Here is a 15,176-nt window from a genome sequence, read left to right on the forward strand (position 1 = left end):
GGATAAACTCAATTATCGCCCATTTTAAAACAAAACGATAACATAAGTAGGAAAAATACTACTTTATGCTTACTTTCGTCACCTTTCAACCCAAATCTGTTCTCCCAACCATGAGGATGTTTGATAAAATGTAATTGATACTTGCTGTGGTATTTGGTTTAAATCAATAAATCTAAATACCATGAGTAGAAAACTACTATTACCTTTATTTGTTTGCTTTTCCTTAGGGGTTTATAGTCAATCTTGTAACTGTGATGTTACATTATCTGGCCTATCCTCTACTACATTGAATCTTGTTTGGGCATCCAATATCAATTATTCCCCAGGAGATACCATATGTATTCCTGCCGGTAACTATGCCGGTATTCGATTTTATGACTTTAAAGGAACTGCGAACAACCCTGTTACTTTTAAAAATTGTGGGGGACAGGTAGTATTGAATGAAACTGCCTATTCTGCATTGGAATTTAAGAATAGTGAATATATCCATTTAACTGGAGCGGGTGATTCTGGGTATAATTATGGAATTAAAATCGCAGGAACTGGCTCATGGGCTATGGGTATTGTACTGAGTGCATTAACTACAGATGTAGAAGTTGATCATATTGAGGTGGCTACAGCTGGTTTTGCTGGATTTATGGCTAAAACGGATCCAGATTGTAACAATACGGCTACGTGGCGAATCAATGGCTTTATTATGAAGAATTTGAATATTCATCATAATTATATCCATGACACAGGAGGTGAGGGCATGTATATTGGGTATACTTTGGGGTATAAACTAGATAGCGGTAAAAACTGTGGGGGAACCCAAGTCTATGGTCATTGGCTTGAAAATGTAGATGTACATAATAACATTGTGGAAAACACTGGTTGGGATGCTATCCAGGTTAACCTCACACGCGAAAATGGGAAAGTAAGGGATAATTACATTTATAACTATGGCACCAAAGGTCATTGGGGGCAATCCTTCGCAATGAGTATTGGTGGTGGAACCTATGAGATCTACAACAACTTTGTTGAGAATGGAACTTTGGAAAAGGGATGGGGTATGCAGGTTATCAATGGTGAGAGCGGAACCAAGGTTTTTAATAATGTTTTTGTAAAACCTAAAATGCACGGTATCTTTTTACATAACCGTCATGAATTTGAAGATATTAATGATGGCTATTATATAGCCAACAACACTATAATAGAACCTCAAAGAGCTGGTGTTCACTATAATACCACGGTATTGCATCCCATCAATCCATCGGATTTATATCGTAATCAAAGTGAAGTAAGCTCCTATTTTGTGAACAATCTGGTCATAGACCCTGGATATGATTTTGAAGGAGGTAATACATGGAAACAGAATCAGGAGAGTTATTTTGATTTTAATGAACGTGATACAAGGGATAGTTTGTTGACCAATATCTATACGAATATCATGTCCCGTGACATTGATACATTAGGACTGACAAATCCGTCTATCTTGGATTTCACACCGGCAAGTAGTGGTTCTGCTTTGGTTGATGTCGGTTCAACGTTATCATCATGGGGTATCACTTTTGATATGGATACTAATTCTAGACCATCAGGAACCGGATTTGATATTGGTGCATTTGAATTTCAGTCTAGTGGAACTAGCCTAAGGGCTGCAATTCCGGAAGAGCTGGAGCTAAACAATCAAATTGTAGATGTCAGTAGAGAAACAATTTTCTATCCAAATCCTACCCGCTCTTCTTTTAGGTTGATGCATTCAAACTACGATAAAGTTCAAATTGAATTAACAGGGATGGATGGGAGAGTTATGTATAAAGGGGATTATAAAACAGGAACTTCCTTCAATGTGGAATCTTTTGCAGCTGGACTATACTTCTTGAAGTTAATAAGCTCAGAAGCAACTGAAGTGCATCGATTGGTCATACAATAAAAAAACTCCTGTGCTTTAATGCATCAGGAGTTTTCGGTTAGGTTGGTTATGGTTAGTTGTTATACCCTTGGAAGGTCTCCATCACCTTTCAGGGGTAAATTTGATATACCCATCAAGTAGGTATCAACATGGTGTGCCGCTTGCCTGCCCTCAGAAATAGCCCAAACAATCAAAGATTGGCCTCGTCGCTGATCGCCAGCGACGAAAACCCCTGGGACATTGGTTTTATAATCCAAAACAGATGCTTTAACATTTGTGCGTGGATCTAATTCTAGCCCTAATTCGTCAGCAATAGTTGTTTCTGAGCCGGTAAATCCTAGTGCCAATAAGGCAAGATCGCATTCCCATTCTTTTTCAGAGCCTTCAACTTCTTTTAGTACAGGTCTTTTTTCTGGAATTTTTTCCCAAGTCACCTCGGAAGTAATCAGACTTTTCAAATTGCCTTTTTCATCTCCCACGAATTTTTTGGTAGAAATACTAAAAACACGATCGGCACCCTCTTTATGTGAAGTGCTGGTTCGTAATCGCATAGGCCAAAATGGCCAAGGTTGTCCTTCTGGTCTATCAGTTGTTCCTTTGGGCATTATTTCAAAATTGATAACTGAATCTGCACCATGTCTGATTGAAGTGCCAATACAATCGGAGCCTGTATCTCCACCTCCAATAACGACTACTTTTTTATCCTTGGCTGTAAGATCTTTTCCTTCATACGGAATGCCATCCACCTTTCTATTGTTTTGAGGTAAAAAATCCATTGCTTGGACCACGCCATTTAAATCCGCACCGGGTATTGGAAGATTTCTTCTGACCGTTGCACCACCGCATAACAATAAGGCGTCGTATTCTTCCTGTAGCTCCTTGGCTGTGATATCCACTCCTACATTTACACCAGTTTTAAAATGGATACCTTCTTTTTCCAAGATTTCAAGTCTACGGTCAATGATGTTTTTTTCCATTTTAAAATCTGGAATGCCATAACGGAGTAAGCCTCCAACTTTTTCATCGCGTTCAAACACGGTTACGGTATGCCCAGCTCTATTTAATTGCTGGGCAGCTGCTAAACCTGCCGGACCTGAACCTACAATGGCTATGGTTTTTTCCGTACGAATTATTGGTGGTTCAGCTTGCACCCATCCTTTTTTAAATGCGGTTTCAACAATGTTTTTTTCAATATTTTCTATAGAAACAGGGTCTTCGTTTATTCCTAAAACACATGCTTCCTCACACGGAGCTGGACATAATCTTCCAGTAAACTCCGGAAAATTATTCGTGGAATGAAGGATTTTTGCCGCTTTTTCCCATTTACCCTGATATACGGCATCATTGAAATCTGGAATCAGATTCCCAAGAGGACACCCACTGTGACAGAAGGGTATACCGCAGTCCATACAGCGTGCTCCTTGATCTTTTAACTGCTGTTCCTTAAGCGGAATAGTGAATTCCTTATAGTTCTTGATTCTTTCCTTGACAGGTGCATAACTTTCGTTAATCCTGTCAAACTCCATAAATCCAGTCGTTTTCCCCATGCTTCAACAATTATAAGGTTTGTAATTTTTCTTTTTCCAATCGAATAAGTGCCTGTCTGTATTCTTCTGGGAATACTTTTATGAACTTAGGCAATTCCTCTTCCCAATTTTCCAAAAGTTCTTGTGCCAATGGACTAAGCGTAGTGTTGTAATGATTTTCAATCAATTCTTTTAACTGTTTGATATCTGAATCTTCTTCTACCGCCAAAAGGTTTAGTGTTTCACCATTGCAACGTTTTCTGAAAGTGTTTTCTTTATCGTAGACATAGGCGATGCCACCACTCATACCTGCTCCAAAGTTTCTTCCAACAGACCCTAGTATTACTGCAACTCCGCCAGTCATGTATTCACATCCATGATCTCCAATTCCCTCAACTACAGCTTTTGCTCCTGAGTTACGCACGCAAAAACGTTCCCCTGCCTTTCCATTAATGTAGGCTTCTCCTGAGGTAGCACCATAAAGTGTAACATTACCTGTGATTATATTTTCCTCTGGTTTTAGGGTGGAGTTGAAAGGAACTTTGATTATTAGTTTTGCCCCTGAAAGTCCTTTTCCAAGGTAATCGTTGGTGTTTCCATTAACGATCATCGTTAGACCTTTGGTTGCAAAAGCTCCAAAACTCTGACCAGCTGAACCTGTAAAATTCAATTTCAAAGTGTTCTCTGGTAGGCCATCTGCACCATAAATCTTAGAAATTTCATTGCTGATTATAGATCCAACGGCCCTGTCGGTATTGTAGATTGGGAAATCCAGTGTGGTTTTTTCCTTTCTAAATAAAGCAGGATGGGCTTGTGCTATGATATCAAACTCAATAGATTTTTCGATTCCATGAACTTGACTTTCCGTATTGTGGAATTTGGTTCCATCTGGTACATCCACTTGATACAAAATTGGCGTCAGGTCAATTCCGGCTGCCTTGTAATGCGCAATGGCTTTTTTGCGATCTAGCTTTTGAACTTGGCCTACCATTTCATTTACGGTTCTGAATCCTAGTTTGGCCATGATTTCACGCAGCTCCTGTGCTACAAAATACATGTAGTTGACCACGTGTTCGGGTTTACCTTTGAATTTTTTCCTCAATTCTGGATTTTGAGTAGCAATTCCAACAGGGCAGGTGTTCAAATGACAAACCCGCATCATAATGCATCCAGATGCTACTAAAGGCGCAGTTGCAAAGCCAAATTCCTCTGCACCTAATAAACAAGCAATTGCAACATCCCTTCCCGTTTTTAATTGCCCATCACATTCCAAGACGATTCTATTTCTCAAATCGTTGAGTACAAGGGTTTGCTGAGCTTCAGCTATTCCCAATTCCCAAGGAAGTCCGGCATGCTTTAAAGAAGTTAGGGGAGATGCTCCTGTTCCACCATCAAATCCAGAAATAAGGATTACATCTGCCTTAGCTTTGGAAACCCCAGCAGCCACAGTTCCAACTCCCACTTCGGAGACCAATTTCACGTTGATACGGGCATCCCTATTTGCAGATTTCAAATCGTAAATAAGTTGAGATAAATCCTCAATAGAATAGATATCGTGATGTGGTGGTGGGGAAATTAGCCCAACATAAGGCGTTGAATTCCTGGTCTTTGCAATTGCTGGATTTACCTTAGGCCCCGGTAGTTGGCCTCCCTCACCGGGTTTTGCGCCCTGAGCCATTTTAATTTGGATTTCCTGGGCATTGGTAAGATAGTTGGAGGTAACCCCAAATCTACCTGAAGCAACTTGTTTAATGGCACTGTTTTTCCAATCACCGGTTTGGTTTTTATAAAAACGTTGCGGGTCTTCACCTCCTTCACCAGAGTTACTCTTACCACCTATACGATTCATGGCTATTGCCAAGTTCTCATGAGCCTCTTTACTAATACTGCCATAGGACATGGCCCCTGTTTTGAATCTTTTTACGATTTCAGTCCATGGTTCCACTTCTTCCAATGGTATAGGGTCGTAGTTAGAAAACTCAAACAGTCCTCTTATGGTCATTAGGTTTTTGGATTGTTTGTTTACCAAGTCTGAGTATTCCTTATAGGTAGAAGGCTCGTTATTTCTTACCGCCTTTTGAAGTTTGGCAATGCTCAATGGGTTGAACATATGTTTTTCACCATCTCTTCTCCAGCGGTATTCTCCACCAATCTCAATATCAAGATTGGCCGCTAATTCCTGGTTTTTGAATGCCTTTTTATGGCGTTTGGCAATTTCCTTTTCAATTTCATACAATCCAATCCCTTGTATACGGGTTGGTGTGTTTGGGAAGTACTTGTCAACAACCTTGGTGTTGATTCCGATACATTCGAATAACTGTGAACCACGATACGAGTTCAACGTTGAGATGCCAATTTTGTTCATCACCTTCAAAATGCCTTTACCAATAGCTTTATTGTAATTCTTAATGGCTTCATCAAAGGTGTATTCGGTGATATCGTTTTCTTCTATTTGCTCTCCAATAATTTCGTTTACCAAATAGGGGTTAATGGCACTGGCGCCAAACCCAAACAATAAGGCAAAATGGTGCACCTCCCTTGGTTCTGCCGATTCTACGATAATGCTTAATTTGGAGCGCTTACCTAACTTGCTAAGTCCGCTGTTAACAAAAGAACATGCAAGTAAAGCTGGTATTGCCGCCATTTCGGTACTTACCATCCGGTCAGAGAGTATGATGATATTGGCACCTTCATCAATGGCATCAAGAGCTTGTTGTAAAATGGAATCCAATGCTTCTTCCAGACCATTATGTCCTTTGGCAATTTCATATAGCATTGAAATCGAAACTACTTTATAATCTGGACTTGCATCATAGTTTTTAATCTTGTCCAAATCCTCTTTGGAGATTACCGGATTTTGGATTTTCAGCTTTCTGCAATGCTGTTCATTGATATCAAACAGATTCTGGTCACTTCCCAAGGTAAGGCTGATATCAGTAATCAATTCTTCACGAATCCCGTCCAAAGGTGGGTTGGTGACTTGGGCAAACAATTGTTTGAAATAGTTGTAGATTAATTGCGGGCGCTCTGAAAGTACTGCAATTGGAGTATCCGAACCCATAGATCCGATAGGTTCCTTGCCATTTTTGGCCATGGGAAGAATAATGGTATTAATATCTTCCAATGTGTACCCAAATGCTGCGCGCCTGGTTTCAATTGGAAATTCCCCATAAAATACAGGACAGTCGTTATATGGAATATCCTTAAGGTGAACTAAATTGTTGTTCAGCCACTTTTTATAAGGATATTTCTTTGCTATGGATTCCTTTATCTCTTCGTCATTAATAATTCTTCCCTCTTCCATATTAACCAGGAACATTTTACCAGGCTCCAATCGTCCGTGTAGCTCAATATCCTCTGGTTCCAAATCAACAACACCTGTTTCGGACGACATGATAACATACCCTTGCTTTGTCACTGAATACCTAGAAGGGCGAAGACCGTTACGATCTAGAACGGCGCCAATATAATTTCCGTCGGTAAATGGAATTGATGCTGGTCCATCCCATGGCTCCATTAGGCAAGAATTGTATTCATAAAAAGCTCTTTTGGCTTCGGACATTTCTGTGTTTTTTTCCCATGCCTCAGGAACCAACATCATCATAACTTCCGGTAACGAACGCCCAGTCATTAATAGCATTTCAACTACCATATCCATACTTGCGGAATCTGATTTACCAGGAAGTACCACAGGAAGTATATTTTTGATTTCTTCCCCAAACCATTCACTTTCCAGTAATTCTTCACGTGATCTCATTCTGGAGACGTTGCCGCGTAACGTATTAATTTCGCCATTGTGGCACATATAGCGGAACGGTTGTGCCAGGTCCCATGTTGGGAAGGTATTAGTTGAGAACCTTTGGTGCACTAATGCCAATCGTGTCACCACGCGTGGGTCCAACAAATCTTCATAATACCTACTAATGTCTTGAGGCACCAATAAACCTTTGAATATGATGATTTTAGTAGATAGGCTGGGCAGATAAAAAAACTGACTCTGCGAGAGTTTACTTTTTAAAATTGTATGCTCTGTAACCTTTCGTGCTATAAAAAGTCTAAGGTTGAACTGAAAATCATCCAGATCCTCTGTTTTGCCGATAAAGACTTGTTTTACAAAAGGTTCCGTTTCGGCAGCTATTTTCCCAGGTACCGAAGCGTTGACCGGAGCATCTCTCCACCCCAGTAACTTTAACCCCTGTTTTTCTATATTTTCTTCCAGGGTTTTAATGCAGAAATCACGTTGGTTTTCTTTTTTAGGAAGAAAGACATTACCTACCGCATAACTGCCTGGGATTGGAATTTCAAAATTACATACCTCTGTAAAAAAATCATGTGGGATATCTATAAGTATACCCGCACCATCACCAGTTATTCCGTCCGCACTAACCGCTCCTCGATGTTCCAGTTTATCAAGAATTTCAAGTGCTTTATGTATGATATCGTTGGATTTCTTTCCTTTAAGGCTGCAAATAAAACCTGCTCCACAGTTGTCATGCTCAAATTCTGGCAGGTATAACCCTTGCTTTTTCAGTGTCCTCATCATTACAGTATTTCCTCAAAAATATCTTTTTTGATGAAGAAACATCATGGTTTTTAATCAAATACAACTAATTCATCAACGTTTGTGTTATAACGTTAAAAATCATTCAAATTTTAAATTTAAACGCCTTGAAATTGTCAATATCTCAATTTAGGGGTAGGTCAAGTATTTAAATTGATTGTATTGATGGGTATATGGTTGGAAAACATGTTATACACATATGGATGCCCCCTAATTTAATAGGGGTACTCATGTAAAAAGTCAAAAAACCTATTGAAAACGGCCTGCAGAATGGGGTTGGGGAATTAATCCCTTTTAGTCTTTTAAAATACTTCTGGAAATGACGATTTTTTGAATTTCAGACGTCCCTTCGTATATCTGTGTGATTTTGGCATCACGCATTAGACGTTCTACGTGATAGTCTTTCACAAACCCGTTACCACCGTGGATTTGAACTGCTTCCACAGCTGTTTCCATGGCCACTTCCGAAGCATATAATTTTGCCATGGCACCGGACAAGGTGTAATCCTTGTGTTCATCTTTGTCGCAAGCGGCTTGATAAACAAGGCTTCTTGCAGCTTGGATTTTGGTATGCATGTCGGCTAACTTAAAGGCAATGGCTTGATGGTTTGCTATTTCAGTGCCAAATGCCTTACGTTCCTTTGAATACTTTTTTGCCAGTTCATAGGCGCCGGCGGCAATACCTAAAGCCTGTGCGGCTATCCCAATACGTCCACCTGCTAATGTCTTCATGGCAAATTTGAAACCAAATCCATCCTCACCAATTCGATTTTCTTTCGGAACCTTCACATCGTTAAAAATCAAAGAATGAGTGTCACTTCCTCTAATTCCTAATTTGTTTTCCTTGGGTCCAATAACAAACCCATCCATTCCTTTTTCCACAATTAACGCGTTGATGCCTCTATGACCTTTATCAACATCAGTTTGAGCAATAACCAAAAATACTTCTGCAGAACTGCCATTGGTAATCCAGTTTTTGGTACCATTAATAATATAGTGGTCTCCTTTGTCCAGTGCGGTGGTTTTTTGGGAGGTTGCATCACTACCTGCTTCTGGCTCTGATAAGCAAAATGCACCGATTATTTCCCCAGACGCCAAACGTGTTAAATATTTTTGCTTTTGCGCTTCCGTTCCAAAAGTTTCAAGTCCCCAGCAAACCAAGGAATTATTCACGGAAACCATTACCGAAGCGGATGCATCTATCTTGGATAACTCTTCCATTGCCAATACATAACTCAAGGTGTCCAATCCACTGCCTCCGTATTGGGTGTCTACCATCATTCCCATGAATCCCAATTCAGACATTTTGCGAACAAGTTCCCAAGGAAATTTTTGATCATCATCGCGTTCAATTACTCCTGGGAGCAATTCGTTTTGTGCGAAATCCCTAGCGGCTTGTTGAATCATTAATTGTTCTTCGGAGAGTGAAAAGTCCATATAATTGACAAATAGTTAAAAAAAGCATACAAATATAGCTCTTCGATGGAAATTTCTCATCAAAGTTCCTATAAAAATGAGAATAAGTTAATTGTATTTTTTGGTTTATACTGGTTCTATACCCATTTCGAATTTTATGAAAATAAGATTATGCAGGAAATACCATTTTGAATATCTTTAACAGCAAGCTTCGCCATTAGGCAGATTAAGTTACACATCTAAACCAACACCTATGGAAACCATCCTGATTGCTATTTTCGTCCTTGGATATCTAGCCATTACCTTAGAACATAATCTAAAAATTGACAAGCTTATCCCAGCTTTGGCCATGATGGCCATATTATGGGCTATGATGGCTTTTGGGATTGATGGCTTTACAACTTGGTTCGATTCTGGCAAGCATGCGCTGATGGAGAATTTTGGTGCACTAGGGCATGAAGACAAAATGCACATGTTGGAAGAAACGCTGCTTCATCATTTAGGTAAAACCTCGGAGATTCTTGTATTCTTATTGGGTGCGATGACCATTGTTGAAATCATTGATTACTTTGATGGTTTTGCCACGATAAAATCCTATGTAAAAACAAGAAGTAAGCGAAAAATCCTTTGGATTTTTGCCTTCTTGGCATTTATACTTTCTGCAATTATTGATAACCTGACAGCTACAATTGTATTGGTTTCCATCTTGCAAAAGGTAGTTAGGGACAGAGATGTCCGTATTTGGTATGCGGGTCTAATAATTATTGCGGCAAATGCAGGTGGTGCTTGGTCGCCAATTGGTGATGTCACCACAACTATGCTTTGGATTGGAAACAAGGTGACTACGGCCAAATTGATAGGCTACTTATTGGTACCATCACTTATCTGTATGTTGGTACCAACGTTTATTGCAAGTTTTATGGCGCCATTTAAAGGCGAAATAGACTTGGAAGAAGCCGCTCCACCTAAATCTAAATTCGGCTCCAAAATGCTTTACTTAGGATTAGGCGCAATTGTTTTTGTTCCAATTTTTAAAACGGTAACCCATTTACCGCCTTATGTGGGAATGATGTTATCCCTTGCAGTGGTGGCTACTTTTGCGGAGATTTACAGTAATTCCAAAATAACGATTTCTTCAGTTGACCCTGAAAGTGACGCTGGTTCACATCATAGTCCAGTGCATAGTGCTTTGACCAAAATTGAATTGCCAAGTATTCTTTTCTTCCTTGGGATTTTGATGGCTGTTGCAGCACTTGAATCTCTAGGGTTGTTGTTTAACTTTGCGGAGAATTTAAAGCAAGGTATCGGATTGTTAGGTACTGAAATAGAAGGAACTGAAGTTTCAGATTTAGTAGTGATAATCTTGGGTATCGGTTCTGCGATTATTGATAATGTTCCATTGGTTGCAGCAAGTTTGGGAATGTTCTCTGAGCCTTTGGATAATCCGCTTTGGCACTTTATTGCCTATTCCGCGGGAACAGGTGGTAGTATGTTGATCATTGGATCTGCAGCAGGTGTTGTGGCTATGGGGATGGAAAAAATCGATTTCTTCTGGTACTTGCGAAAAATTGCATGGCTGGCTTTCATTGGTTTCATTTCCGGTGCAATCTGTTTTATTATCATGCGATATTTCTTCTAAAAGATACTTTAGCTCAAAAATCTCCGTTATTATTGCAACTTAAATTGGGGATTTTATATGATTACTTTTCAAGAATTGGAGGAAGGTGCCGAGGCAACTGCTGCTATTTCGGAGGAAAAAACACTTTCTGTTATTGATTTAATTGTAAATGGAGGTACCGGTAGTATCGTGATTATCATGGTGCTTTTTGTATTGTTATTTGTGGCACTCTACATTTATTTTGAACGCATTTTTGCCATTAAGGCAGCTTCAAAAATTGATAAGAACTTTATGAACCAGATTCGTGACCATGTCATGAACGGTAAATTGGAAGCCGCTAAACTCTTGTGTGCCCAAACAGATTCTCCAGTAGCTAGATTGACTGAGAAAGGGGTGTCCAGAATTGGAAAGCCTTTGGATGATATTAATACTGCCATTGAAAATGCGGGTACACTTGAAGTTTATAAACTTGAGAAAAATGTAAGTGTGTTAGCGACCGTGGCTGGAGCCGCTCCTATGATCGGTTTTTTGGGAACTGTAATAGGGATGATTTTGGCCTTTCATGAAATGGCAAGCAGCGGCGGACAAGCGGAAATGGGGTCGTTGGCCTCAGGAATTTACACCGCTATGACTACAACAGTAGCGGGATTGGTTGTTGGTATTATCGCTTACATCGGATACAATCATTTGGTGAACAGAACTGATAAGGTCGTCCATAAAATGGAAGCCAACGCAGTGGAGTTTTTGGATTTGTTGAATGAACCAATCTAGGATTCCCAAATGAAATTAAAAGGAAGAAATAAAGTAAGTCCAGAGTTCAGCATGTCGTCCATGACGGATATTGTTTTCCTGTTATTGGTGTTCTTTATGTTGACTTCCAATGCACCCAATGCTCTGGATTTGTTATTGCCTAAGGCCAAAGGCAAATCGACCAATACACAAAATGTTTCTGTTACCATTAATAGGGATTTGGAGTATTTTGTGAACAACGAGCAGATTAATGCAGAATACATTGAAATTGAATTAAAAAAGGCACTAGAAGGGCAGGATAAGCCTACAATCATTCTAAGGGCAGAACAGAACGTTGCCATCAAAGAAGCAGTCAACGTAATGGATATTGCCAATAGAAACAATTACAAGGTTATCTTGGCTGTGCGGCCAAAATAATGTCATTTTTAGATACGAGACACAAGAAAAAATCCTTCACGCTTACTACTTTATTGTTAAGCGCATTACTGCTATTGCTGTTTTATATAGGATTGACTTATTTAGATCCGCCCATTGAAAATGGGATTGCGGTGAATTTTGGAACCATGGATTTTGGTAGTGGTACCATCCAACCAAAAGAAAAAGTCCGTTCGGAGCCAAAGCAACAAGTCACAGAGCAAATCCCAGAACCTGTTCCGCAACAATCTGAACCTGAGCCAGTGGCACCGCCAGAGCCAGTTGAGGAAGTCGTGACCCAAGAAAGCGAAGAAACAATTCGCATAAACCAACAGAAAGAAGCAAAACGTAAAGCCGAAGAAGCTGAAAGAAAAGCTAAGGCTGAAGCGGAACGCATTGCCCGTGAAAAGCAACAAGAAGCAGAACGCAAACGCAAAGAGCAGGAAGCTAAAAAGAAAAATTTGGATGCTTTAATTGGCGGGATAGGTAAATCCGATGGCACTACAACAGGTAGTGAAGGTGATGATAACAAGCCCGGTGACAAAGGCAAACCTGATGGCGACCCGTATGCCACTAGTTATTACGGAAGTCCTGGTAGTGGCAGCGGCACTGGCGGCTACGGACTTAATGGCCGTTCTTTGGTCAATAAAGGTAAAGTACAACAGGAGTGTAATGAAGATGGGCGGGTTGTGGTCCGTATTGTGGTGGATCGGAATGGCAAGGTAATTCAAGCAACCCCCGGTGTTAAAGGTACAACCAACAATGCACCTTGTTTATTGGAACCGGCTCGTAAAACTGCTTTTATGCACCGCTGGAACCTTGATTCCAATGCGCCTTCCCAACAAATAGGATTTGTAGTGGTCAACTTCAAGTTAGGTCAATAATCAGATGACATATAAGGAAACATTGACTTGGATGTTCCAACAATTGCCAATGTACCAGCAAAAGGGAACTGTGGCATTGAAGGAAAAGCTTGATAATATCATTGTGTTGACCGAAAGGTTGGGAAATCCTCATGAAAACTTCAAAAGTATACATGTTGCAGGAACAAATGGTAAAGGTTCAAGTAGTCACATGTTGGCTTCCGTTCTGCAAGAGGCGGGATATAAAGTAGGATTGTATACAAGTCCGCATCTCAAGGATTTCCGAGAGCGAATTCGAATAAATGGTGAAACGATCGATAAAAAGGCAGTAAAACAATTTATCGCATCCCATAAATACTTCTTGGAACAAAACCAACTCTCTTTTTTTGAAATGACGGTGGGTATGGCCTTCGAATTTTTTGCAAAGGAAAAAGTTGACATTGCCATAATAGAAGTGGGTTTAGGAGGTAGATTGGATTCTACCAATATTATAGCACCAGAAGTTTCATTGATAACGAACATTGGATTAGATCATACTCAGATACTTGGAGATACTATAGAAAAAATCGCTTTGGAGAAAGCTGGAATCATCAAACGAAATACTCCGGTGGTCATAAGCGAAAAACAAGCGGAAACTACTGGAATTTTCTCATTGATTGCGGCTAAAAATAAGGCGGAAATTACTTTTGCCGATGATCAAGATATTCCACATTACAAAACGGATTTGATTGGAACATACCAAATCAAGAACATAAGAGGTGTTGTTTGTACGCTTAAACAATTGAATGGTTTTGATATTAAAAACAAACATCTGAGAAATGGATTGAAGAATGTAGCGGGCAATACCGGTTTGCTAGGTCGTTGGCAAGTTTTGGGGAAGGAACCGCTGATTGTTTGTGATACAGCCCATAATCGCGAAGGTTTGCAGTTGGTTCTAAAGCAGGTGTCGGAGCAAAAGTTCAATAGGCTGCATTTGGTGCTGGGATTTGTGAATGATAAAAACTTATATACGATATTGGAACTGTTTCCATCTAATGCAAGCTATTATTTTGTGACACCTAATATCCCTAGGGGTTTAGCTGCGGGGGAGCTCAAGAAAGTGGCGTCGAAATATGAATTGGTTGGAACAGAATACGCAACAGTATCCAAGGGTTTAGAGGCCGCACTCAAGGAAGCCCAAAAAGACGATATGGTCTATGTCGGGGGCAGTACTTTTGTAGTGGCAGAAGTAGTTTAGATATTTTATCTCTTTTCTTTTTGGTAAATAAAAAATGGTGCTATATTTGCACTCCCATTTAGGGAAATGAATGGGGCTCTTAGCTCAGTTGGTTCAGAGCACCTGCCTTACAAGCAGGGGGTCACTGGTTCGAATCCAGTAGGGCCCACAAAGGCTATCGGAAACGGTAGCCTTTTTTGCTTATATACTTCAAGAAACTGAAGAAAGAACCAACTATTCTTCAAAATCACATATTTCTTTCAGTGGTATTCCAAAAAGTAAGAACTACGGGTAATCGAAGTCTTTCTGATAAATCTACAATATTTATAGGGTTTATGGGATAATTGTAAATTCTCCCGACAAAGGTTTACGTTAAACCTTATCGGAAAAACCCAGAAACTCTTTAATTCGTGGGAAATTGAATGTAATTAAGTCGCAGATGACTCAATATGAAGAAGTTTCTAATAGACATACTTGCATTTAGGTCTTCCAGTACAAAGGCTCAACTAGGCACCACGATAGCGGTTAAATACGTTAAATCAGGCCTGACTTTGCAGGAAGCCACGGAAATTCAACAACGAATTACCCAAGCATTTGCATATGACAAAATCTACAGGAACAATACCATCTGTCTTAATGAACTTTCCAATTACATAGAAAGAGACCGATATAAGGTTTCACAAGTATTGAACGAATACCTTTCAAAAAATTTCTATTCACTAATCAATCAGTATCGCATTGCGGAAGCCAAAGAATTGCTTCGTAACCAACCTTATCTAAGTGTGAAAGCTGTGATGTACGAAGTTGGATTCAATAGCAAAACAAGCTTTCATAACGCGTTCAAAAAAGAAACCGGCTTAAGTCCTAATGATTATAGGGCAATGTCCTCTTTTGCTTCCTAAATCATAACCATTTACT

10 protein-coding genes and 1 tRNA gene are annotated in these 15,176 nt (G+C 39.8%); 8 read left to right on the plus strand and 3 right to left on the minus strand.

Features of this window, described 5'->3' with window-relative positions; genetic code table 11:
- The first annotated feature begins 181 nt into the window (after positions 1 to 181).
- Complete coding sequence (locus tag M3P19_RS00005) at positions 182 to 1,915, plus strand: T9SS type A sorting domain-containing protein (RefSeq protein WP_249655560.1); 1,734 nt, start codon at positions 182 to 184, stop codon at positions 1,913 to 1,915.
- 59 nt (positions 1,916 to 1,974) lie between these two features.
- Here M3P19_RS00005 and M3P19_RS00010 read toward each other — a convergent pair whose 3' ends face one another.
- From M3P19_RS00010 to M3P19_RS00020, 3 genes are all read right to left on the minus strand, one after another.
- Entirely contained in the window at positions 1,975 to 3,441 is a 1,467-nt protein-coding gene (locus M3P19_RS00010) for a glutamate synthase subunit beta (protein WP_249655561.1), read from the minus strand.
- 10 nt (positions 3,442 to 3,451) lie between these two features.
- Positions 3,452 to 7,960 carry a glutamate synthase large subunit gene (gltB, locus tag M3P19_RS00015; protein ID WP_417953118.1) on the minus strand — a complete coding sequence of 1,503 codons (4,509 nt, stop codon included), beginning with the start codon at positions 7,958 to 7,960 and terminating at the stop codon, positions 3,452 to 3,454.
- Between the two features lie 315 nt (positions 7,961 to 8,275).
- Positions 8,276 to 9,418 (minus strand): acyl-CoA dehydrogenase, encoded by a 1,143-nt coding sequence (locus M3P19_RS00020; protein ID WP_249655563.1) that lies wholly within the window; start codon positions 9,416 to 9,418, stop codon positions 8,276 to 8,278.
- A gap of 232 nt (positions 9,419 to 9,650) precedes the next feature.
- On the opposite strand from M3P19_RS00020, the gene nhaD reads away from it, so the two are divergent.
- From nhaD to M3P19_RS00055, 7 genes are all read left to right on the plus strand, one after another.
- Entirely contained in the window at positions 9,651 to 11,036 is a 1,386-nt protein-coding gene (gene nhaD / locus M3P19_RS00025) for a sodium:proton antiporter NhaD (protein ID WP_249655564.1), read from the plus strand.
- A 57-nt stretch (positions 11,037 to 11,093) separates the two neighbouring features.
- Positions 11,094 to 11,786: a MotA/TolQ/ExbB proton channel family protein gene (locus M3P19_RS00030; protein ID WP_249655565.1), complete on the plus strand. Its 693-nt coding sequence runs from the start codon at positions 11,094 to 11,096 to the stop codon at positions 11,784 to 11,786.
- 9 nt (positions 11,787 to 11,795) lie between these two features.
- The gene (locus M3P19_RS00035) at positions 11,796 to 12,182 is read left to right on the plus strand and encodes an ExbD/TolR family protein (RefSeq protein WP_249655566.1); all 387 of its coding nucleotides are present in this window, start codon (positions 11,796 to 11,798) and stop codon (positions 12,180 to 12,182) included.
- Positions 12,182 to 13,063, plus strand: a complete 882-nt coding sequence (locus M3P19_RS00040; protein WP_249655567.1) for a cell envelope integrity TolA family protein — start codon at positions 12,182 to 12,184, stop codon at positions 13,061 to 13,063. Before M3P19_RS00035 ends, M3P19_RS00040 begins: the two co-directional genes overlap by 1 nt.
- A gap of 4 nt (positions 13,064 to 13,067) precedes the next feature.
- A complete protein-coding gene (locus tag M3P19_RS00045; RefSeq protein WP_249655568.1) occupies positions 13,068 to 14,279 on the plus strand; it encodes a bifunctional folylpolyglutamate synthase/dihydrofolate synthase in 1,212 nt (403 codons plus the stop codon).
- 73 nt (positions 14,280 to 14,352) lie between these two features.
- Positions 14,353 to 14,427, plus strand: a tRNA-Val gene (locus M3P19_RS00050).
- A gap of 280 nt (positions 14,428 to 14,707) precedes the next feature.
- Positions 14,708 to 15,160 carry a helix-turn-helix domain-containing protein gene (locus M3P19_RS00055; protein WP_249655569.1) on the plus strand — a complete coding sequence of 151 codons (453 nt, stop codon included), beginning with the start codon at positions 14,708 to 14,710 and terminating at the stop codon, positions 15,158 to 15,160.
- Positions 15,161 to 15,176: the final 16 nt, after the last annotated feature.

This window comes from Flagellimonas spongiicola (assembly GCF_023502425.1).
In the GTDB taxonomy this organism is placed as follows: domain Bacteria; phylum Bacteroidota; class Bacteroidia; order Flavobacteriales; family Flavobacteriaceae; genus Flagellimonas; species Flagellimonas spongiicola.